The organism is Bradyrhizobium sp. 155, from assembly GCF_023101105.1.
Taxonomy (GTDB): Bacteria; Pseudomonadota; Alphaproteobacteria; order Rhizobiales; family Xanthobacteraceae; genus Bradyrhizobium; species Bradyrhizobium canariense_D.
This window is the reverse complement of the sequence record NZ_CP064704.1, coordinates 5,538,259-5,557,964: the sequence shown is the minus strand read 5'-3', so window position 1 is coordinate 5,557,964 and position 19,706 is coordinate 5,538,259. Positions and strand designations below refer to the sequence as shown.

The 19,706-nt window shown below is 64.5% G+C and carries 16 protein-coding genes; 11 read left to right on the top strand and 5 right to left on the bottom strand.

The annotated features are described in order from the left end of the window. Nucleotides 1-41 precede the first annotated feature (41 nt). Nucleotides 42-1,382 carry a PQQ-dependent sugar dehydrogenase gene (locus IVA93_RS26920; RefSeq protein ID WP_026233318.1) on the top strand — a complete coding sequence of 447 codons (1,341 nt, stop codon included), beginning with the start codon at nucleotides 42-44 and terminating at the stop codon, nucleotides 1,380-1,382. A 168-nt stretch (nucleotides 1,383-1,550) separates the two neighbouring features. Here IVA93_RS26920 and IVA93_RS26915 read toward each other — a convergent pair whose 3' ends face one another. From IVA93_RS26915 to IVA93_RS26905, 3 genes are read right to left on the bottom strand one after another with little or no spacing between them, the layout of a single operon-like run. Continuing rightward, on the bottom strand, nucleotides 1,551-2,351 hold the full coding sequence (locus IVA93_RS26915; protein WP_018457178.1) for an SDR family NAD(P)-dependent oxidoreductase: 801 nt from the start codon (nucleotides 2,349-2,351) through the stop codon (nucleotides 1,551-1,553). 1 nt (nucleotide 2,352) lies between these two features. Beyond that, the gene (locus IVA93_RS26910) at nucleotides 2,353-2,907 is read right to left on the bottom strand and encodes a carboxymuconolactone decarboxylase family protein (RefSeq protein ID WP_018457177.1); all 555 of its coding nucleotides are present in this window, start codon (nucleotides 2,905-2,907) and stop codon (nucleotides 2,353-2,355) included. Between the two features lie 14 nt (nucleotides 2,908-2,921). Further along, nucleotides 2,922-3,734, bottom strand: coding sequence for an SDR family NAD(P)-dependent oxidoreductase (locus tag IVA93_RS26905; protein ID WP_247789270.1), 813 nt, complete (start codon nucleotides 3,732-3,734; stop codon nucleotides 2,922-2,924). Between the two features lie 231 nt (nucleotides 3,735-3,965). On the opposite strand from IVA93_RS26905, the gene IVA93_RS26900 reads away from it, so the two are divergent. From IVA93_RS26900 to cyoD, 4 genes are read left to right on the top strand one after another with little or no spacing between them, the layout of a single operon-like run. Continuing rightward, nucleotides 3,966-4,799 (top strand): cytochrome ubiquinol oxidase subunit II family protein, encoded by an 834-nt coding sequence (locus IVA93_RS26900; RefSeq protein WP_018457175.1) that lies wholly within the window; start codon nucleotides 3,966-3,968, stop codon nucleotides 4,797-4,799. Further along, nucleotides 4,789-6,789: a cytochrome o ubiquinol oxidase subunit I gene (gene cyoB, locus IVA93_RS26895; RefSeq protein WP_085362444.1), complete on the top strand. Its 2,001-nt coding sequence runs from the start codon at nucleotides 4,789-4,791 to the stop codon at nucleotides 6,787-6,789. The genes IVA93_RS26900 and cyoB overlap by 11 nt, the downstream gene beginning before the upstream one ends. Further along, on the top strand, nucleotides 6,789-7,430 hold the full coding sequence (locus IVA93_RS26890) for a cytochrome (ubi)quinol oxidase subunit III (RefSeq protein ID WP_018457173.1): 642 nt from the start codon (nucleotides 6,789-6,791) through the stop codon (nucleotides 7,428-7,430). The genes cyoB and IVA93_RS26890 overlap by 1 nt, the downstream gene beginning before the upstream one ends. Continuing rightward, nucleotides 7,427-7,816 (top strand): cytochrome o ubiquinol oxidase subunit IV, encoded by a 390-nt coding sequence (cyoD, locus tag IVA93_RS26885; protein WP_018457172.1) that lies wholly within the window; start codon nucleotides 7,427-7,429, stop codon nucleotides 7,814-7,816. Before IVA93_RS26890 ends, cyoD begins: the two co-directional genes overlap by 4 nt. 219 nt (nucleotides 7,817-8,035) lie before the next feature. On the opposite strand, the gene IVA93_RS26880 is transcribed toward cyoD, so the two are convergent. Then, complete coding sequence (locus IVA93_RS26880; protein WP_018457171.1) at nucleotides 8,036-8,824, bottom strand: thermonuclease family protein; 789 nt, start codon at nucleotides 8,822-8,824, stop codon at nucleotides 8,036-8,038. A gap of 196 nt (nucleotides 8,825-9,020) precedes the next feature. Here IVA93_RS26880 and IVA93_RS26875 point away from each other — a divergent pair, with 196 nt between their 5' ends. From IVA93_RS26875 to IVA93_RS26860, 4 genes are all read left to right on the top strand, one after another. Continuing rightward, on the top strand, nucleotides 9,021-10,619 hold the full coding sequence (locus IVA93_RS26875; RefSeq protein ID WP_247363502.1) for a GMC family oxidoreductase: 1,599 nt from the start codon (nucleotides 9,021-9,023) through the stop codon (nucleotides 10,617-10,619). Nucleotides 10,620-10,626: 7 nt separating this feature from the next. Continuing rightward, the gene (locus tag IVA93_RS26870) at nucleotides 10,627-11,076 is read left to right on the top strand and encodes a hypothetical protein (protein ID WP_018457169.1); all 450 of its coding nucleotides are present in this window, start codon (nucleotides 10,627-10,629) and stop codon (nucleotides 11,074-11,076) included. A gap of 91 nt (nucleotides 11,077-11,167) precedes the next feature. Beyond that, nucleotides 11,168-12,187 (top strand): S1C family serine protease, encoded by a 1,020-nt coding sequence (locus IVA93_RS26865; RefSeq protein WP_018457168.1) that lies wholly within the window; start codon nucleotides 11,168-11,170, stop codon nucleotides 12,185-12,187. A gap of 59 nt (nucleotides 12,188-12,246) precedes the next feature. After that, the gene (locus tag IVA93_RS26860; RefSeq protein ID WP_018457167.1) at nucleotides 12,247-13,971 is read left to right on the top strand and encodes an FAD-dependent oxidoreductase; all 1,725 of its coding nucleotides are present in this window, start codon (nucleotides 12,247-12,249) and stop codon (nucleotides 13,969-13,971) included. Nucleotides 13,972-14,176: 205 nt separating this feature from the next. Here the strand turns inward: IVA93_RS26860 and IVA93_RS26855 are convergent, their stop codons facing one another. Continuing rightward, nucleotides 14,177-17,653, bottom strand: coding sequence for an indolepyruvate ferredoxin oxidoreductase family protein (locus IVA93_RS26855; protein WP_247789269.1), 3,477 nt, complete (start codon nucleotides 17,651-17,653; stop codon nucleotides 14,177-14,179). A 176-nt stretch (nucleotides 17,654-17,829) separates the two neighbouring features. On the opposite strand from IVA93_RS26855, the gene IVA93_RS26850 reads away from it, so the two are divergent. After that, nucleotides 17,830-18,798: a hypothetical protein gene (locus IVA93_RS26850; RefSeq protein WP_026233316.1), complete on the top strand. Its 969-nt coding sequence runs from the start codon at nucleotides 17,830-17,832 to the stop codon at nucleotides 18,796-18,798. 205 nt (nucleotides 18,799-19,003) lie between these two features. After that, entirely contained in the window at nucleotides 19,004-19,705 is a 702-nt protein-coding gene (locus IVA93_RS26845; protein ID WP_018457164.1) for a cysteine hydrolase family protein, read from the top strand. Nucleotide 19,706 lies beyond the last annotated feature (1 nt).

Here is a 19,706-nt window from a genome sequence, read left to right as displayed (position 1 = left end):
CGGCGTTGAAGCGCAATACGTGAAGGCCGGGAGGAAACGATTTGAAGAACAGGATTTCATTCGCGGCGATGTCCGCGGGATGGCTGGCCGCGGTCGCGACCTGCGCACAGGCTGAGGCGGTGCTGCAAGGCAAGGACGCCTACGGCGATTGGCAGGCCGACAAGCCCGGCACGGTCAGGTTGATCCGGCCGCAGGATCTGGTCAGGCCCGGCGCCACGCGGTCGGTTGCGAGTTCGTCGCGCGTGGTGCCGCGCCCGCCGGAGGGGGCGCTTCAGGTCCCGGCCGGCTTCAAGATCGAGCTGTTCGCAGAGGGCCTGCGCGCCCCGCGCATCGTGCGCGTGGCGCCGAACGGCGATGTCTTCGTCGCCGAGACGCGCGCGGGCAACATCCGCGTGTTGCGCGCCGGCGATGGCGGCAAGGCCGCGACCAACGAGGTGTTCGCTGCCGGAATGAGGCAGCCGTTCGGCATCGCCTTCTTCCCGAACGGCGACAATCCGCAATGGGTCTACGTCGCCAACACCGACAGCGTCGTCCGCTTTCCCTATCAGGCCGGCGATCTCAAGGCGGGTGGCAAGGCGGAGACGATTGTCGCGAGCCTGCCGCATGACGGCGGTCATTCCACCCGCGACGTCGTCTTCACGCCCGACAGCAAGCGCATGCTGGTGTCGGTCGGCTCGCTCAGCAACGTCGCCGAGGGCATGGGCACGCCGCCGGGTGGCGTGGAAGCCTGGTCGAAAGCGCAACCGCTCGGTGCGGCCTGGGCCAGCGAGACCGAACGCGCCACCGTGCTCGCCTTCACCCCCGAGGGCAAGGAGCGGAAGATCTACGCCAGCGGCATCCGCAACTGCGTCGGACTTGCGATCCAGCCGCAGACCGGGCTGCCCTGGTGCTCGACCAACGAACGCGACGGGCTCGGCGACGATCTCGTGCCTGACTACGTCACCAGCGTGAAGGAAGGCGCGTTCTACGGCTGGCCGTGGTTCTATATCGGCGGCAACGAAGACCCGCGTCACGCCGGAGCGCGGCCGGACCTCAAGGGCAAGGTGACGGTGCCCGATGTGCTGGTGCAGCCGCACTCGGCCTCGCTGGGCATGACCTTCTATCAGGGCACGCAGTTTCCGTCAGAGTATCAGGGCGATGCTTTCGCGGCCGAGCACGGCTCGTGGAACCGGTCGAAGCGCACCGGCTACAAGGTGATCCGCATCCGGATGAAGGACGGCAAGCCGACCGGCGAGTATGAGGATTTCGTCACGGGATTCGTGGTGAGCGACACCGAGGTGTGGGGGCGGCCCGTCGGTGTTGCCGTGGCGAAGGACGGATCGCTGCTGGTGTCGGAGGACGGCAACGGGACGATCTGGCGGGTGACAAGCGTGCCGCGATGAAGGTGTACCCTCGCCCCTTGCGGGAGAGGGTGGCTCGCCGCGCAGCGGCGGGACGAGTGAGGTTCTATCGGCGAACTCCTCTGCGTGTGCGGAGAGAAACCCCTCATCCGGCGCCTCGCGCCACCTTCTCCCGCAAGGGGAGAAGGAAGAGCAGCGTGCTTAGGATGTCTACCCCCGTCTCACACTCGCTCCGCCATCCACCGGCAACGTCACACCGGTGATGAAATTCGCCTCGTCCGAGGCCAGGAACAGCGCGGCATTCGCGACGTCCCACCCCGTGCCCATCTTCTTGCGCAGCGGCACCTTGCTGTCGCGCTCGGCTTCGACTTCGGCGCGGGTCTTGTGCCATTCGCGGGCCCGGGTGTCGACGGCCATCGGCGTGTTCATCAGGCCCGGCAGGATGACGTTGGCGCGGATGCCGTATTCCGCATTCTGGTAGGCGAGCTGTTCGGTGAAGGCGATCATCGCCGATTTCGTCGCCTTGTAGGCGACGTAAGGGTAGGTGGTGATCGCCGCCATCGAGGAGATGTTGATGATCACGCCGCTTCCTTGCGCGCGCATGATCGGGATCACCTCTTTCGCCGCCAGAATGCAGCTCTTCAGATTGATCGCGACGACGCGGTCGAACGCCTCCTCGGTGATTTGCAGCAGCTCGGCGTCGCCGCCGGACAGGCTGACGCCCACATTGTTGTGCAGCACGTCGATCCGGCCCCAGCGCGCCTGTGCCTCCGCGACCATTGCCTTGATGTCGGCAGACTTTGTGACGTCGGCCCTGAACGCCGCTGCCGTGCCATGCTGCGCGGCGATCATGGCGGCGGTTTCCTCGGCTGATTCCAGATGATGATCGACGCACAACACCTTGGCGCCCTCGCGCGCGAAGGTCAGCGCCGTGGCGCGGCCGTTGCCCATGCCTTCGCCCGGGCTCTGCCCGGCGCCCACAACGACCGCAACCTTGTCCTTCAAGCGCATGTTAGTTCACTCCCGGAATCGGGTACTGCTGGAGTACCTCTTTGTAATATGGCTCGTTGTCGATCTTCATGGTGGCGAGCACGCGCACCACGCCGCAATAGAAGGCGATGGTCAGCACGAGGTCGACCATATGTTCGTCCGAGAGATGCTGCTTGATCTCGGCAAAGGTCACATCCGAGATCGCGAGTTCGCGTACCATCTCGCGGGCACCTTTCAGGATCGCCTTGGCCTGTGGCTCGAGCGTCGAGGGCTTGCCCTCGGTCTCAGCCATCAGGCCGGCGATGTCATCATCGGTGACGCCGAACTCTCTGCCGATCTTCACGTGATGAGTGAACTCGTATTCCGACTTCTCCATCCAGCCGACCTGGAGGATTGCAAGCTCCCGCAGGCGCGGGTCGAGCTTGCTCTTGAAGCGGATGTAGCCGCCGATGCCGTTGAAGGCGCGCGCCATATCCGGCGAATTGATCAGCAGCTTGTGCAGATTGGTGTTGCGCTTGAGCATGTCGCGATATTCGGGCGCGACCTGGTCGGCCTCGAGATAGGGCAGGCGAGCCATCCCTGATGTTCCTTTCAGTGTTCTTGTGATTCACGTTCGGCGGCTTGTAGCGTCACGCCGCCGTCGACCACCAGCACCTGGCCGGTGATGTAGCGCGCAAAATTGCTGAGCAGGAATTTGACGGCATGGCCGACGTCCCAGCCGGTGCCTTCCGTTTTCAGCAAGGATGCCTTTTCCCGCTGGGCGCGGGCCTGCTCACTCATGCCGCGGGCATAGACCATCGGCGTGTACATCGGCCCGGAACAGATGCAGTTGACGCGGATGTTGTCGCGGCCGTGATCGACCGCCATCGCGCGGGTGAGACCGATGATGGCGGCCTTCGAGGTCGTATAGCTCGTGAGCCCGCGTGGCCGCAGCGCCGAGATCGAGGAGATGTTGACGATCGCACCGCCCTGCGCGGTCCGGATCATCGCAGGGATCGCGTGCTTGGAGAGCAGGAACATGCTTTCGACATTGACCTGCATGACGCGGCGATATTGCTCGGGCGCTTCGTCGACCACGCTGCCGCGGCTCCCGATGCCGACATTGTTGTCGAGGAAATCGAGCCGGCCCCAGCGGTCGAGCGCGGCTTCGACCAGTGTCTTGCAATCGCTCTCGCTGGTGACGTCACCGCCATGCGCCGCGGCCGTGCCACCTTCGGCTGCGATCATCTCCACGGTGCGTTCGGCGAGCTTGAGGTCGCGATCGGCCACCAGCACTTTGGCGCTGGCGCGAGCCAGTAGAAGTGCGGCGGCGCGGCCGTTGCCTATGCCGTCGCCCGCAGCACCCCCGCCGCTGACCAGCGCCACCTTGCCGGCGAGACCGGGATCGTCCTCGGGCCCCTGCATGTCGTTTCATCCCAAATATTTTCGTGCAGTCTAGCAATCGCGCGGAGCGGCGAGAAGGGCCGGCTCCCGCTTTCATGTCATTGACATCGCATGGAATTGCATGCCGCCGCGCGAGAAGGGCGAACGATCGACCGCGCCGTTAGGAACCGATCTCACGCAATCGCGTTTGTTGCGGAGCCTTTCCCGCGCTAGGCTCTGCCCCGGGGCTTTCCAACCGTCATTGGCCTGCCGATGAATCTGCTCGATCCACAAGGGCCTGTGGCTGCGGCCAACAGCACCATCCTGGTCGATTCCGTCTTCATCATGCTCGCGATCGTGGTGCCGACCATTTTCGCGATTTTGGCCTTTGCGTTCTGGTTTCGCGCCTCGAATCCCAAAGCAAAGTTTCAGCCCGACTTCGTCTATTCCGGGCGCGTCGAGATGGTGGTGTGGGCGATCCCCGCGCTCACCGTGATCCTGCTCGGCGGCGTCGCCTGGATCGGCTCGCACCAGCTCGATCCCGCGGCACCCGTGCCCGGCACCGGCAGCCCGGTTCGCATCCAGGCCGTCTCGCTCGATTGGAAATGGCTCTTCATCTATCCGGACCAGCGCATCGCCACCGTCAATACGCTGACGGTGCCGGCAGGCGCCGAGCTGAATTTCCAGCTGACGTCCTCGAGCGTGATGAACACCTTCTTCATCCCGCAGCTCGGCAGCATGATCTACACCATGAACGGCATGGTGACGAAGCTGAACCTACGCGCCGACAACGAAGGCAAGCTGCAGGGACTGTCGGCGCATTTTTCCGGCGACGGATTTCCGGACATGATGTTCGACGTCAACGTGGTCTCGCCGCTCGCCTTTCCGGACTGGGTCGCGACCACGGCGAAGAGCGATGCTGTCCTCAATGAGGACAGCTACAAGAAGCTGATGCAGCAGGGCGTCGAAAAGGGCAGGCCAAGCTACAGGCTCGACGATCCCCGACTGTTCGACCTGATCGCGACCCAGCACATTCCGCCGGGACCGGGGCCGGAGCTCGCATCCGAAGCAGGCCGGTCGCACAGTGGAGGCCATGATGCTCGGTAAGCTCGATTGGTCGGCCATTCCGTTCGATCAGCCGATACCGCTGATCGCAGGCGCCGTGGTGTTGGTCGGGATTCTCGGCGTGCTGGCCTGGGTCGTGGTGAAGGGGCATCTGCCCTATCTCTGGCACGAGTGGATCACCAGCGTCGACCACAAGCGGATCGGCGTGATGTACATCCTGCTGGCCTCGGTGATGCTGCTGCGCGGCGGCAGCGACGCCATCATGATGCGGATTCAGCAGGCGGTCGCCTACCAGTCGCAAGGCTATCTGCCGCCGGAGCACTACAACCAGATATTCTCCGCGCACGGCACCATCATGATCTTTTTCGTGGCGATGCCGTTCGTGATCGGACTGATGAATCTCATCGTGCCGCTCCAGCTTGGCGTACGAGATGTCGCTTTCCCGACGCTCAATTCGGTCGGCTTCTGGCTGACCGCGACCGGTGCGCTGCTGGTCAATCTCTCGCTTGTGATCGGCGAGTTCGCCCGCACCGGCTGGCTCGCCTTTCCGCCGCTGTCGGAACTGTCCTACTCGCCGGGCGTCGGCGTCGATTATTACGCATGGTCGCTGCAGATCTCCGGCGTCGGCACGTTGGTGGCCGGCATCAATCTCGTGACGACGGTGCTAAAGCTGCGCACCAAAGGCATGAACTATCTGCGCATGCCGATGTTCTGCTGGACCACACTGGCCTCGAACCTCCTGATCGTCGCGGCTTTCCCGATCTTGACCGCCACCCTCGCGATGCTGCTGCTCGACCGCTATCTCGGCTTCCACTTCTTTACCAATGAGGCCGGCGGCAATGTCATGATGTTCATGAACCTGATCTGGGCCTGGGGGCATCCCGAGGTCTACATCCTAGTTCTGCCGGCCTTCGGCATCTTCTCCGAGGTGGTCTCGACCTTCTCCGGCAAGGCGCTGTTTGGCTATCGCTCGATGGTGCTGGCGACCATGGCGATCTGCGTCATCTCCTTCATGGTCTGGCTGCATCACTTCTTCACGATGGGAGCGGGTCCCGACGTCAACGCTATCTTCGGCATTGCCAGCATGATCATCGCGATACCGACGGGAGTGAAGATCTACAACTGGCTGTTCACGATGTATGGCGGACGCATCCGCTTCGAGACGCCGATGCTGTGGTCGATAGGCTTCATGGTCACCTTCATCATCGGCGGATTGACGGGCGTGCTGGTCGCGGTGCCGCCGGCCGATTTCATTCTCCACAACAGCATGTTTCTGGTCGCGCACTTCCACAACGTCATCATCGGCGGCGTGCTGTTCGGCGCCTTCGCCGGCTTCGAGTACTGGTTCCCGAAGGCGTTCGGCTTTCGCCTCAACGACCGCTGGGGCAAGCTCGCATTCTGGTTCACTTTCCTCGGCTTCTACGTCACCTTCATCCCGCTCTACGTCGCCGGCATGCTGGGCATGACGCGGCGCATGCAGCACTATGACGTCGCGGCGTGGCGGCCATGGATGCTGGTTGCAGCGGTCGGCATGGCCGTGCTGACGATCGGCGTGATCTGCCAGATCGTGCAGCTCGTGGTCAGCATCCGCAACCGCGAGGCCCTGCGCGACCGCACTGGCGATCCCTGGGACGGCCGCTCGCTGGAATGGGCGACGTCGTCGCCGCCACCCGTTTTCAACTTCGCTTTCAATCCCGATGTGCGCGGCGAGGATGCCTATTGGGACATGAAGGCTCATGCCAAGCAGCAATCGCTCGATCATGATGCGCCCGAGTATCATGACATCGAGATGCCCAGGAACTCGCCGACCGGGTTCGTCTGCGCGTTCTTCGCCACCGTCATGGGCTTTGCGCTGATCTGGCACATCTGGTGGATGGTGATTTTGGGCGGTATCGGAGCGTTCGCGACATTCGTCGTGTTCGCCTGGCGCGACCATGACGAATACGTCATTCCGGCCGAGGAGGTCGCGGCGATAGACCGCGTCAACCTCGAGGAGCGGCGCAGCCTCGTCAGCATGGCGGGGACAGTCTGATGTCAATGACCGCGACCGCCGGCCGAGCGCACGCCGATCCCCATCACATCGGCCTCGTTATCGAGCATCCCGGGCCGGCGCCGAAGCGCATCGTGACCGCCTATGGCTTCTGGATCTTCCTGCTCTCCGACATCGTGATGTTCTCCTGCTTCTTTGCGGCCTACGCGGTGCTGGCCGACCAGACCGCCGGCGGCCCGAAGGGTTCGGAGATATTCGAGCCGCGAAACGTCGCGATCGAGACGGTCTGCCTGCTGCTGTCAAGCTTCACGTGTGGCATGGCGAGCATCGCGGCCGATGTGCGCAACCGGCTGTGGTTCTATCTCGGGATGGCCGTGACGTGTTTGCTCGGCCTCATCTTTCTGGTCATTGAGTTTCGCGAATTCGCTGATCTCGTTGCCCGCGGCTATGGCCCATCGCGCAGCGCTTTCCTGACCTCGTTCTTCTCCCTCGTCGGCTGCCATGGCCTCCACGTCTCCGCCGGCATATTGTGGCTGCTCACCATGATGGCCCAGGTCTTCGCAAAGGGTTTTCGTGCCGACGTGCTGCGCCGGATGATGTGCTTTGCGCTGTTCTGGCACGCGCTCGACATTGTCTGGGTCGGAGTTTTCTCCGTCGTCTATTTGCTTGGGAGTGGCGTATGAGCGATCAGACGCATATGCCGGCCGGCCATGATCTTGCGCCGGGCGATGAGGAGCAACACAGTGTCGGGACGCGCATCCTCGGCTACGTGGTCGGTCTTGTTCTCGCGTTGCTGCTGACGGCGACGTCGTTCTTCATCGCGGGCACGGATCTGGTCTGGCAGCCTTCGATTCCCGTCGCGCTGATCGTGCTGGCGATCGCGCAAATGGGCGTGCATCTCGTGTTCTTCCTGCACATCACCACCGGCCCCGATAATACCAACAACGTGCTGGCGCTCGCCTTCGGGCTGCTGGTGGTGTTCCTGGTGGTCGGTGGCACCGTCTGGATCATGGCGCATCTGAACGCGAACATGCCGGCCATGGATCAGATCATGCCGATGCGCCGCTAGCGCATTGTGCAAAAAAGAAGAGCCGCTTGTTGTGACAAGCGGCCCAAGTCTAGGGAGGAAACGCCCGAGCAAAGCAATCGGGCCGGAGCCGGATTGCCGCTAAAGAAACGCTCGCGCAAAGCGCTCGCGTACGCTTACAAATGCAGCAACTCCCGATAGAGTTCAATTCCGGATGAATACTGTCTTCGGCTGCCGCTCACGGCTGCGTGATGAGCTTCGCTATTTTGGCCGCCGGCAATTGTAGGCCTTGCGGAAGCCCGCAGCCTGGGCGTCGTCCTCCGAGCAGAACCAGCGGTCCGGCTTGGTGGTCGCGGGGTAGCTCGGGCAGCCCCGTAAATGGTAGATGCCGATATTGCCGGTCACGCGCGCGCGCACCGCAAGCTTGCCCTTGATGCCACAGCTCGGCGGCATCGTCAGATCCTCGGGAAACAACACCGCGCGAATCTCCTTGTCGCGGTCGGCGCGGCAGGCGGCGCCCAGGAGCGCGCCGTCCTTCTTGCCGGTGCGGAATTCTTGCGGTGCAACAAAGCAGCCCTTCCAAATTCCGGCCGAGGTTGATTTCGCATCGGCCGCGGCCGACTTGACGTTCGCCTTGACCGGCTCGCGGGCGATGGCATAGCCCAGCTTGACGAGCTGCTCGTTCAAGCTGGTCTTGTCGCCTTCGGCCGTGCAGATCGCGCGGTGCCGCTTGCCAAAACTCTTTTCCGGTCCGACATCGTCGCAACGCACCGATCGCTTGCCAATCAGCTTGGCGAGCTGGTCGCGGGCCTCGATCCCGCAGGTCCAGGGATCGGCGTGATCGTCGATGCAGACCTGATCCAGCTCGGGTGCGTCGATGCCCTCGAGGCGGTAGGTGACGTCGCCGAGCTGAACGGCGTTGCCGTCGCGGACCGTCGCGGTGGCCGTCAACGCGGAGCCGGGGCCGGTGGTGCCCAGAAATCCGGACAGGGCGAGAAAGCAAACGAACGCAAAAGCGCGGGCGTTGGCAAAGGATTTTCGGAAGGACATAAGGTCTCGCTATCGATGGCTCGTGCGCCTTGTTCCTAGCATCCGGATGTGGCGATACCAATGGTCTGCGCCCCGCGAAGTGCGACATTCCGGCCTCGTGGCTTTACTCGGCCGCAGCTCTGATCCTATCGTTCGCCGGCCTCGCGGAGCGGAGGCCGAATCGCCCGGGAAGCGGCGAAGGGAGGAAAAATTTGTGATGAATGACCCTGTGGACGTCCTGATCATCGGCGCCGGCGCTTCAGGCGCGGCGGTGGCATGGTCGCTGGCCGAGACCAAGATGCATATTCTCTGCCTGGAGCAGGGCGGCTGGATGAACCCGGCGGAATATCCCAGCACGGGCCGGGACTGGGAGGCCAAATTCTACGGCGAGTGGTCGTCAAGCCCCAACGTCCGCGGCCGGCCCGAGGACTATCCGATCAACGACGACAATTCGCCGATCAAGGTCGTCAACTACAATGCGGTCGGTGGCTCGACGGTGATGTACACCGCGCACTGGCCGCGGCTGCATCCCTCCGATTTCAAGGTGAGGACGCTCGACGGCGTCGCCGACGACTGGCCGATCGATTACGACGCGCTGACCCCGTTCTTCGAAGAGAACGACCGGATGATGGGCACGTCTGGCCTGTCGGGCGACCCGCTCTCGCCGCTGACGCATCCGCCGATGCCGCCACAGCCGATGGGATTGTCGGGTGCGATCATCGGCAAGACCATGAACAAGCTTGGCTGGCACTGGTGGCCGTCGGATACGACGGTCGCGACCATGGACTACGAGGGCCGCGCGCGCTGCATCAATCTCGGCCATTGCACGCCGGCCTGCGCGCAAGGCGCCAAATCCTCGACCGACATCACCTATTGGCCGCATGCGGTCCGCGCCGGTGTCGAGCTGCGTACGCACTGCCGTGTGCGCGAGATTACCACCGACGAGAGCGGCATGGCCACCGGCGTGGTCTATTACGACAAGGACGGCGTCGAGCAGTTTCAGCCGGCGCATGTCGTTATCGTCGCCTGCAACGGAGTCGGCACGCCGCGGCTGCTGCTGAATTCGGCATCGAACCGCTTTCCGAACGGGCTTGCCAATTCGTCCGGACTCGTCGGCAAGAACCTGATGTTCCATCCCTATGCGCAGATCTACGGCTATGTGAAGGAGCCGACCGATAGCAACCGCGCGCCGCCGACCTGCCTGTGGAGCAAGGAATGGTATGACACGGACCTGTCGCGCGGCTTCGTGCGCGGCTATGGCGTTCAGTTCGTGCGCGGCGCGGGGCCGGTGTTCGAGGCTGTCGTCAGCGAGCAGAAGGGCATTCTGCCGTGGGGCGCCGATCATCACCGCGTCTTCCGCAAGCTCAACGGCCACCGGATCGGGTTTTCCGCGATCTGCGAGGACCTGCCGGAGGAGCATAACCAGGTCACGCTCGATCCGGTCTTGAAGGACGGTCACGGCATTCCCGCGCCGAAGATCAATTACACGATCAGCGAGAACAGCCGGAAGATGATGGAGCATGCGCTGGCGCGGGGCCGGGAGATTCTCGAAACCGCTGGGGCGAGCGACATCTGCGTCAACTCGCCGATCTCCTGGGGCGGCTGGCACCTGCTCGGCACGGCACGCATGGGCACCGACCCCGACCGCTCCGTAGTCAACGAATGGGGCCGCGCGCACGACGTCAAAAACCTCTTCATCGTCGACGGCAGCATCTTCGTTACCTCGGGCGGGGTCAATCCAACGTCCACCATCCAGGCCCTCGCGCTCTACATCGCCGACCAGATGAAGCAGCGCCTCGCCAATCTCTTCGACTGAGGCCATCATGTCCGCAGACAACCAACTGACACGCGCCCAGCGCGACGACCTCCGAGCCATCGCCGCGATGATCGTTCCCGCCAGCGAAGAGTACAAGGTGCCCGGCGCCGACGATCCCGCGATCCAGGCTGACATGCTGGCGACGTTGGGACGGGACAGCAAACTGGTGGTGGCGGCGCTCGACCATCTGGCGCGGCTTGCTGGCCAACCGTTGGCCGAGCTCGATGCTGCCAGGCGCGATGCGGTGGCGCAGGAGTTTCGCAGGCATGGCGGCCCGGCTGCCGCGACGCTCGTCCGTGTGGTGCTGCAATGCTACTACCGCGACGACCGTGTGCTGGGCTCGCTCGGGATCGAGCCGCGCGCACCTTTTCCCAAGGGCCATGTGCTGCCGGATGGCGACTGGTCGCTGCTCGACCCGGTCAAGGCAAGGGCCGGCACGCTGCGACGGGCGCCCTAGCCACCTGAGCAGTCCAGCCTTGCGCGCCGGACGGATCCCTTGCGCCTCACGGAGCAGGCCACCATCTGTGTGAGCCTCAAGGACTGTTGCCATGCTGGATTTTACTTCAGACATTGCCGATGACGGATCGTCATCGCGAGCGACAGCGGCTGTCCCGGGCAACGACCGGGCCCTGCTGGACGCCTATTCCAATGCCGTGATCGACGTGACCGACCGCGTTGGTCCCGCCGTCGTGCGCGTCGAGACCGGGCCAAAGGTGCCGAACGGCCGCGAGCGCGGCGGGCTCGGCTCGGGCATCGTGATCTCGCCGGACGGGCTCGTTCTCACCAATAGCCACGTGGTCGGCTCGTCGAAGGAGATCCGGCTGCGCGACGTCGAGGGCCATGTCGGCGACGCCCGGGTGCTCGGCGTCGATCCCGACACTGACCTTGCGCTGCTTCGCGCCAATGGCGTGCGGGACTTGCCCTATGCGGCGCTCGGCAACTCCAAGACCTTGCGGCGGGGCCAGCTCGTGATCGCGATCGGCAATCCGCTCGGCTTTGAATCGACCGTCACCGCCGGCGTGGTCTCGGCGCTCGGGCGTTCGATCCGCTCGGTCAGTGGCCGCACCATCGAGGACGTGATCCAGACCGACGCTGCGCTCAACCCCGGCAATTCCGGTGGCCCGCTGGTATCGTCGAATGCCGAGGTGATCGGCATCAACACCGCCATCATTAACGGCGCGCAAGGCATCTGCTTCGCGGTCGCCAGCAACACCGCGCAATTCGTGCTGTCGGAGATCATCCGCCACGGCTATGTCCGTCGCGCCTATATCGGCGTGGCCGGCCAGACCGCGCCGATCCCGCGGCGGCACGCGTTGCTGGCGGGTGTCGAGAACAAGATGGGCGCGCTGCTGGCGCAGATCGAGCCGGACGGGCCGGCGGCGAAGGCGGGCCTGTTGTCCGGCGATGTCGTCATCGGCCTCGACGGCGTCGAGATCAACGGCGTCGACGATCTGATCCGTGTGCTCGACCGCGACCGGATCGGCCGGCGGCTCGCCATGGACGTCCTGCGGCTCGGCCGTCTGCGGGCGATCGATATCGACCCGGTCGAGCGCAAGCCGGCCCGCTAGCGTGTGGGCGCCTAAGCGGGGTATGACGGTGTCATGCCTCGCTTCGGGAACCCCGCCGCATGATGCCGGCGCATGAGACCTACGATGTCATCGTCGTCGGCGCCGGTGCCGGTGGCATGACGGCCGCGGCCGTCGCCGCCGCCGAAGGCCTGCGCGTGTTGGTGATCGAGAAGACCGCTTTCGTCGGCGGCACCACCGCGTGGTCCGATGGCACGGTCTGGATTCCCGCCAATGCCAAGATGGAAGAGGCGGGGCTCTCCGATAGCGTAACGGACGCCGTGCAATATTTGTCGAGCACAGTGCCGGAGCCCGCCAATGCGGGCCTCCGCGCCGCTTTCCTCGCGCGCGGACCGGAGGCGGTCACCTATCTCGAAGCCAACACGCAAGTGCGGCTCCAGCCGGTGGAAGCGTGTCCGGACTATTATCCGGAGCGATTGGGCGCGACGCCGGGCGGGCGCGTGCTCGAGCCGGTCGTCTTCGACGGCACGCGGCTGGGGGCCGCATTCGCGCGGCTGCGCGCGCCGGTGCCGGAGTTCACGCTGTTCGGCGGGATGATGGTCAACCGCCTCGACATCCCGCATTTGCACCGGGCCGGAAGATCGCTGCGCTCGACTCTTCGCGCGGCGCGGCTGGTTTCGGAGCATGCGTGGCAGCGGCTGCGCGGCCCGCGCGGCACGACGCTGCAGCTTGGCAACGCACTCGCCGCACGGCTGTATGCCTCGCTGCTGGCCCGGCAGGTCGAGATCCTCTTCAGTGCGGACGTCGAAGGCCTGTCCACGCAGGGCGAGCGGGTCGGCGGGGTAATTATCCGTCATGGCTCGCGCGATCGCCTGATCGCCGCGCGGCGCGGTGTGGTGCTGGCGACCGGCGGCTTTTCGCACGACGCAACCTTGCGCAAGCGCTTCTTCCCACCCGCTGCCGGATTCATCTCGGCGACCCACCCGTCCGCCACGGGTGACGGGCTCCGCCTCGCGACTGTAACCGGCGCAGCGCTCAACACGGATGCGACGAGCCCGGCCTATTGGGTGCCGGCCTCGCTGTTCCGGCGTGCCGATGGAAGCCGTGGTGTTTTCCCGCATACAGCGACCGACCGCGCCAAGCCCGGCGTGATCGCGGTCAATGCGGCCGGCCGGCGCTTCGCCAACGAGGCGCTGTCCTACCACGAGTTCGTGCTCGCGATGCTGCGTGACGGTGACGGCGAATCGGACCGGCCGTTCTATCTGATCTGCGACGGTCCGTTCCTGTGGAGTTACGGCCTAGGCCGCATCAAGCCGTTCACCCGCAATATCAGACGCTATGTGGCGAGCGGCGAGTTGGTCGAGGCCGCTGATATCGCGCAGGTCGCAGCGAAGATCGGCATCAAGCCGTCGATACTCGCGGCGACGATCGCAAACTACAATTCCGATGCGAAGGACGGCCGCGATCCCGAGTTCGGTCGCGGCAGCACCATCTCTCAGCGACACCTTGGTGATATCAGCCACAAGCCGAACCCTTGCGTCGCGCCCATCCTCTACGCGCCGTTCTTTGCGATGCGGATTTATCCGGCCGATCTCGGCACGGCGATCGGCATGAAGGTGGATGCCCAGGCGCGCGTATTGCGCGAGGACGGCACGCCGGTTGCGGGCCTCTACGCCTGCGGCAACGACATGGGCTCGATCATGAACGGCAATTGTCCCGGGCCGGGGATCGCGTTGGGACCGGCACTGACGTTCGGGTACATCGCAGGAAGGCATCTGGCGGAGGGGAGTGTGGCCGGGGCGAGTGCGGCCACAGCGTTGGTCTAGCCATTTCCACCGCTGTCATGCCCCGCGACCCGGCTACGCCAAGGCTTCGCCGAGGTCGAAGTCTGGGCGCGCCGAAGCTTTAGCGTAGGCGGCAGGCGGGGCATCCAGTACGCCGCAGCCCATCGGACTAATCACAACCGCCTCGGAGTACTGGATCGCCCGCCTTTGCGGGCGATGACACCGAGAATGTAGCGCCAGTCTTCCGCTACTCCGCAGCCGCAGCAAAGCGGCTGTTCTCCAGTTTTGCTTCCAGCCGCGCCTTCTCCGCCGCCGCCAGTTTGATGTTGGCTTCCTTGACATGCCCGAAGCCGCGGATCGTCTCCGGCAGCCGCGCGAGCCTCGTCAGCAGCGGGATCTGCTCCGCTTTCAGCCCGGCGATGCGCTGATCGATCATGTCGAAATAATCCGCGACCAGCTTCCGCTCGGTGCGGCGCTCCTCGGTGCGGCCGAACGGGTCGAACGCGCCGCCACGCAGGAACTTCAGCCCGGCGAGGAGGCGGAAGGCGTGAATCATCCAGCCGCCGAATTCCTTCTTCTGGAGGTGTCCCGTCGTCTTGTCGCGCTGCGCGAAGATCGGCGGGGCCAGATAGAACTTCAGCTTGAAGTCGCCGTCGAATTTCTCCGAGACTTTCTTGGAGAAGCTGCCATCGGTGTAAAGCCGCGCGACTTCGTATTCGTCCTTATAGGACATCAGCTTGAACAGGTTTTTCGCGACAGCCTCGGTCAGCTCCGTGCTAGCAGGCGAGGTTGCTGCTTCCGCCTTGCGCACCTTGGCGACGGCGGCGAGGTAGCGATCGGCGTAGGCCCTGTCCTGATAGCCGGTCAAAAACTCCGCGCGCGTTGCGATGATGTCGTCGAGCGACTTTGTCGGCGCGGAGGTTCGGCTCCTGAATTGCAGCACGCTCCGCACCCGCGACATGTCGTGGGCGGCGAGGCGTCCCCAGGTGAAGGCGAGCTTGTTCATTTCGATCGCGGCGCCGTTGATCTCGATGGCGCGAAGCAGCGCTTCCAGCGACAGCGGGATTGCGCCCTTCTGGAAGGCGAAGCCGAGCATGAAGGGATTTGTCGCGATCGAATCGCCCATCAGTGCCGAGGCAATGCCGGTGGCATCGATGATGTCGAGGTTCTTGTCGCCGACGGCGTCGCGCAGCACGGTCTGCATCGTCCCCATCTCGAAATCGAGGTCGGGGTTTTGCACGAAGCTCGCGGTCGGCTGCAGGTCGGCGTTGATATACGCTTTCGTCGTTCCGCGCTCGGCGCGACTGAGCGCGGAGGGACCGGCCGAGACGATCATGTCGCAGCCGAGGATGACGTCGGCGCCGCCCGTCGTGATCCGGACCGCGGAGATGTCTTCCGGCTTCGCGGCGATGCGCACATGGCTCATCACCGCGCCGTTCTTCTGCGACAGGCCGGTGAAGTCCAGCGCCGAGCAGCCGCGGCCGTCGGCATGGGCGGCCATGCCGAGCAGCGCGCCGATGGTGATGACGCCGGTGCCGCCGATGCCGGTGACGAGGATGTTGTAGGATGCGTCCAGCTCACGCGCGGGTGGCAGCGGCAGGTCGGCAAACAACTGGCCTGAATCCACCGCCGAGGTCTTGATCCGCTTGAGCGTGCCGCCGTGCACGGTGACGAAGCTCGGGCAAAAACCCTCGACGCAGGAGAAGTCCTTGTTGCAGTTCGACTGGTCGATCTGGCGCTTGCGGCCGAACTCGGTCTCCAGCGGCTGCACCGAGACGCAGTTCGACGCTTGCGAGCAATCGCCGCAACCTTCGCAGACGAGCTCGTTGATGAAAGCGCGCTTGGCGGGATCCGGATAGAGCCCGCGCTTGCGGCGGCGGCGCTTTTCCGCGGCGCAGGTCTGGTCGTAGATCACGACCGTAAGACCCTGGATGTCGCGCAGCTCGCGCTGCACGGCGTCGAGCTCGCGGCGATGATGGACGGTCGCGCCTTGCGGGAAGTAGTTGGTGTCAGGGTATTTGGTCGGATCGTCCGAGACGATCGCGAGCCGCTTGACGCCCTCGGCCCAGACCTGATGCGCGATCTGGGCGACGTTGAAGCCGCCCTCGGCCGGCTGGCCGCCGGTCATCGCGACGGCGTCGTTGTAGAGGATCTTGTAGGTGATGCTGATGCCGGCGGCCGATGCCGCGCGAAGGGCGAGCAGCCCGGAATGGGTGTAGGTGCCGTCGCCGAGATTCTGGAAAATGTGCTGCTCGGTCGTGAAGGGCGCTTGTCCTATCCAGTTCACGCCCTCGGCGCCCATATGCGAGATCAGATCGGTGCGGCGCGTCGGCATGCTCAGAGCCATGCCGTGGCAACCGATGCCGGCCATGGCTCGGCTTCCCTCGGGCACGCGCGTGGAGGTGTTGTGCGGGCAACCCGAGCAGAAGAACGGCGTGCGCGCGAGCTTGATTTGCCCGGAGGCCGGAACAGGAGTGTCGAAGGCCTCGAGCCGGGCGAGGCGCTGCTCCAGCACTGGGCTGTGGTGGCCGAGCTTGCGCAGCCGCGCCACCAGTGCGGATGCAACGATGGTCGGCGTCAGCTCGCCCTCGCTCGGCAATAGCGGCGCGCCGCGTTCGTCGCGCTTCCCGGTAACGGTTGGGCGCCTGGACGCATCGATATTGTAGAGGATGCGCATCAGCTGGTCTTCGATGAAACCGCGCTTCTCCTCGACCACCAGCACGTCCTGAAGCCCTTCGGCGAAGCGCTTGGCCCCGCTTTCTTCCAGCGGCCAGGTCATCGCGACCTTGTAGATGCGCAGGCCAAGGTCCTCCGCGTCCTTGTCGGAAATGCCCAGATCGGCCAGCGCCTGCCGCAGATCAAGATAAGCCTTACCGGTCGCGACGATGCCGAGCCGTGCCGGCCTGGAGTCGAGCACGATGCGGTCGAGCTGGTTGGCGCGCGCAAAGGCCTGCACCGCCGCCATCTTCGGGCCGAACAGGCGCCTCTCTGCGTCCAGCGGCGGATCGGGCCAGCGGATGTTGAGGCCGCCGGGCGGCATCTCGAAATCGTCGGGGAGCTTAATCTGGATGCGTTCGGGATCACTGTAGATCGACGCCGAACTCTCCACGGTTTCGCTGATCGCCTTGAAGCCGACCCAGCAGCCGGAGAAGCGCGACAGCGCAAAACCGTAAAGGCCGAGGTCGAGATAATCCTGCAGCGTCGCCGGGTTGATCACGGGGATCAGCGCCGCTGCGAAGACCTGCTCGCTCTGGTGTGCCAGTGTCGAGGATTGGCAGCCATGGTCGTCGCCGGCAAGCGCGAGTACGCCGCCATTCAGCGAGGTGCCGGCGGCATTCGCATGCTTGAGCGCGTCAACCGAGCGATCGACGCCGGGCCCCTTGCCGTACCAGATGCCGAACACGCCATCGACCTTGGCGCCGGGAAACAGGCCGACCTGCTGGCTGCCCCAGACGGCGGTCGCCGCTAGGTCCTCATTAAGGCCGGGGACGAAGGCAATGTCGTGCTGCTGGAGGTATGACTTCGCGCGCCACAGCGCGTGGTCGTACATGCCGAGCGGGGAGCCCCGATAGCCCGAGATGAAGCCGCCGGTGTTGAGGCCCTGAAGTCGATCGCGTTCGCGCTGCAACATGGGCAACCGGACCAGCGCCTGCGTGCCGGACAGGAAGATCCGCTTCGATTCGAGCCGGTATTTGTCGTCCAGCTCGACCTGCATCAGCGTCATTTCGGAAGTCCTCGTCTCTTGGTCGGCTCTTATTCGACTTGGGGTTTGCGCTGCGGGAGGGAGGAGCGGCTGCGCGACGCGAATTGTGACAGTCAAGGGCATGCACAGGCGAAGTCAATATCGCTGGCCGCATCCGTGGCGCTCCTGCTAGTCATGGCTTGCTTGCGGAGGACACCATGACGGCACAAGTGTTCGATACCGAGATCACGGAGACCGACGGCGCTCTGATCGGGCCGTGGCGTCAGCCGCGTCAGATGCTGCAATCCCAAACCTACGACGCGCACGCCTCGATCCACGACGACGCCACCGCGCAGAAGCTCGGCTTCAAGGGCGGCACCATCGAGGGCCCGACCCATTTCAGCCAGTTTGCTCCGCTCGGCGCGCGTTTGTGGGGACAGGTCTGGTTCGAGAGCGGCTGTCTCTCCGCGCATTACCGCAGCGTCTGTTACGAAGGCGAGGAGGTGCAGGCGATCCTGTCGAAGCCGCTGCCCGGCACCAGCCAGTGCCAGATCCAGATGGTCAAACGTGACGGCACCGAGGTGCTGCGTGGCACGGCCTCGGTCGGAGAACCGCAGGCCGCAACCGCGCTGGAGGCGCGTCTTGGCGAACTCAACCCGCTCACTGATCCCGTGATCCTGCGCGACGTGAAGGTGGCGCAGACGAGCCGGCGCCAGGCGGTGCGGATGGCGTTCGACCAGATCATGGGCGAGCTTTATCCGTTCTCGCTGCGGCAGAAGCTCGCCGTCATCACCGAGACCTCGCCGTATTATTCAGGCGCCGGCAATCCTTCTGCGAATCCGTGGGGCAGGGCGATCATCCCGATGGAGATGCTGAGCGTGCTGTTCCAGTACCGCTCCAAGGACGATCCTCTCCCGGCCAAGGGCCCGGCCGTCGGCCTGTTCGCCGACCAGGAGATCAGGCTGGTGAAGGGCCCGCTGTTTGTGGACGAGGACTACGAAGTCGAGCGCGAGGTCGTCGCGCTCTCCGGCAGCCGACGCACCGAGAGCGCCTGGGTGAAGACGCGCGTGTTCGACAAGACGAATTCGGTGGTGGCGACCATGCTGCTGAACATGGCGACGCTGAAGGATTCTTACGCGCCGTATGAGGAAGAATATCGACGGCTGTACGGAGATACTGCCCGGTAGAAGCGAGCTTCGTTGTCGCTCATCCTTTGGGCAAATGCACGTCGCAAAAGCCGCCGCACAGCGAATAAGCAGACCCCGGCTTTCCTCATAACATTCTGACGGCGCAGGAAATTTTCCCGCGCTGTCCGCCCGATTGCCATTGTACACAATGGCACGGCGCTTGCAGAACTCCGGGCAACGAGAGTTCTCGCGGGGGCCTTGAGTCATGTTGAACTCAACCAAGCCGACATTGGGTGTCATCATCGCCGAACCGGAGCCGGTCAAGCTCGACTGGTCGGCTACCGCGCTCCTCATCATCGACATGCAGCGCGACTTCATGGAGCCCGGCGGCTTCGGCGAGACGCTCGGCAACGACGTCAGCCAGCTCGCGCGCGCGGTGAAGCCGATCGGTGCGGTGCTGAAGGCGGCGCGGGAGACCGGCATGCTGGTGATCCACACGCGCGAGGGCCATCTGCCCGATCTCTCCGACGCGCCGCCGGCGAAAGTCGAGCGCGGCGCGCCATCGCTTCGCATCGGGGACCCCGGTCCTATGGGCCGCATTCTCATTCGCGGCGAGGCGGGCCACGACATCATCCCGGAGCTCTATCCGCTCGACAGCGAGATCGTGATCGACAAGCCCGGCAAGGGCGCGTTCTACGCCACCGAGCTCACCGACGTGCTGGAGAAATACGGCATCGAGAATCTGCTGGTGTGCGGCGTCACCACCGAGGTGTGCGTCAACACCACCGTGCGCGAGGCCAATGACCGCGGCTATCGCTGCATCGTTATCTCGGACGGCTGCGCATCCTACTTCCCCGAATTTCACGAGATGGGCTTGAAGATGATCAAGGCCCAGGGCGGCATCTTCGGCTGGGTTGCAAGCTCAGCCGCGGTTCTGGAGGCGATGAAGATTTCCACATCAGCGTAGG

Excerpts from the sequence above, each read along its gene's own strand:
- IVA93_RS26915 (WP_018457178.1), bottom strand. The coding sequence starts at position 2,351 with ATGCGCTTGAAGGACAAGGTTGCGGTCGTTGTGGGCGCCGGGCAGAGC.
- IVA93_RS26910 (WP_018457177.1), bottom strand. The coding sequence starts at position 2,907 with ATGGCTCGCCTGCCCTATCTCGAGGCCGACCAGGTCGCGCCCGAATAT.
- IVA93_RS26905 (WP_247789270.1), bottom strand. The coding sequence starts at position 3,734 with ATGCAGGGGCCCGAGGACGATCCCGGTCTCGCCGGCAAGGTGGCGCTG.
- IVA93_RS26900 (WP_018457175.1), top strand. The coding sequence starts at position 3,966 with ATGAATCTGCTCGATCCACAAGGGCCTGTGGCTGCGGCCAACAGCACC.
- cyoB (WP_085362444.1), top strand. The coding sequence starts at position 4,789 with ATGCTCGGTAAGCTCGATTGGTCGGCCATTCCGTTCGATCAGCCGATA.
- IVA93_RS26890 (WP_018457173.1), top strand. The coding sequence starts at position 6,789 with ATGTCAATGACCGCGACCGCCGGCCGAGCGCACGCCGATCCCCATCAC.
- cyoD (WP_018457172.1), top strand. The coding sequence starts at position 7,427 with ATGAGCGATCAGACGCATATGCCGGCCGGCCATGATCTTGCGCCGGGC.
- IVA93_RS26880 (WP_018457171.1), bottom strand. The coding sequence starts at position 8,824 with ATGTCCTTCCGAAAATCCTTTGCCAACGCCCGCGCTTTTGCGTTCGTT.
- IVA93_RS26875 (WP_247363502.1), top strand. The coding sequence starts at position 9,021 with ATGAATGACCCTGTGGACGTCCTGATCATCGGCGCCGGCGCTTCAGGC.
- IVA93_RS26870 (WP_018457169.1), top strand. The coding sequence starts at position 10,627 with ATGTCCGCAGACAACCAACTGACACGCGCCCAGCGCGACGACCTCCGA.
- IVA93_RS26865 (WP_018457168.1), top strand. The coding sequence starts at position 11,168 with ATGCTGGATTTTACTTCAGACATTGCCGATGACGGATCGTCATCGCGA.
- IVA93_RS26860 (WP_018457167.1), top strand. The coding sequence starts at position 12,247 with ATGATGCCGGCGCATGAGACCTACGATGTCATCGTCGTCGGCGCCGGT.
- IVA93_RS26855 (WP_247789269.1), bottom strand. The coding sequence starts at position 17,653 with ATGACGCTGATGCAGGTCGAGCTGGACGACAAATACCGGCTCGAATCG.
- IVA93_RS26850 (WP_026233316.1), top strand. The coding sequence starts at position 17,830 with ATGACGGCACAAGTGTTCGATACCGAGATCACGGAGACCGACGGCGCT.
- IVA93_RS26845 (WP_018457164.1), top strand. The coding sequence starts at position 19,004 with ATGTTGAACTCAACCAAGCCGACATTGGGTGTCATCATCGCCGAACCG.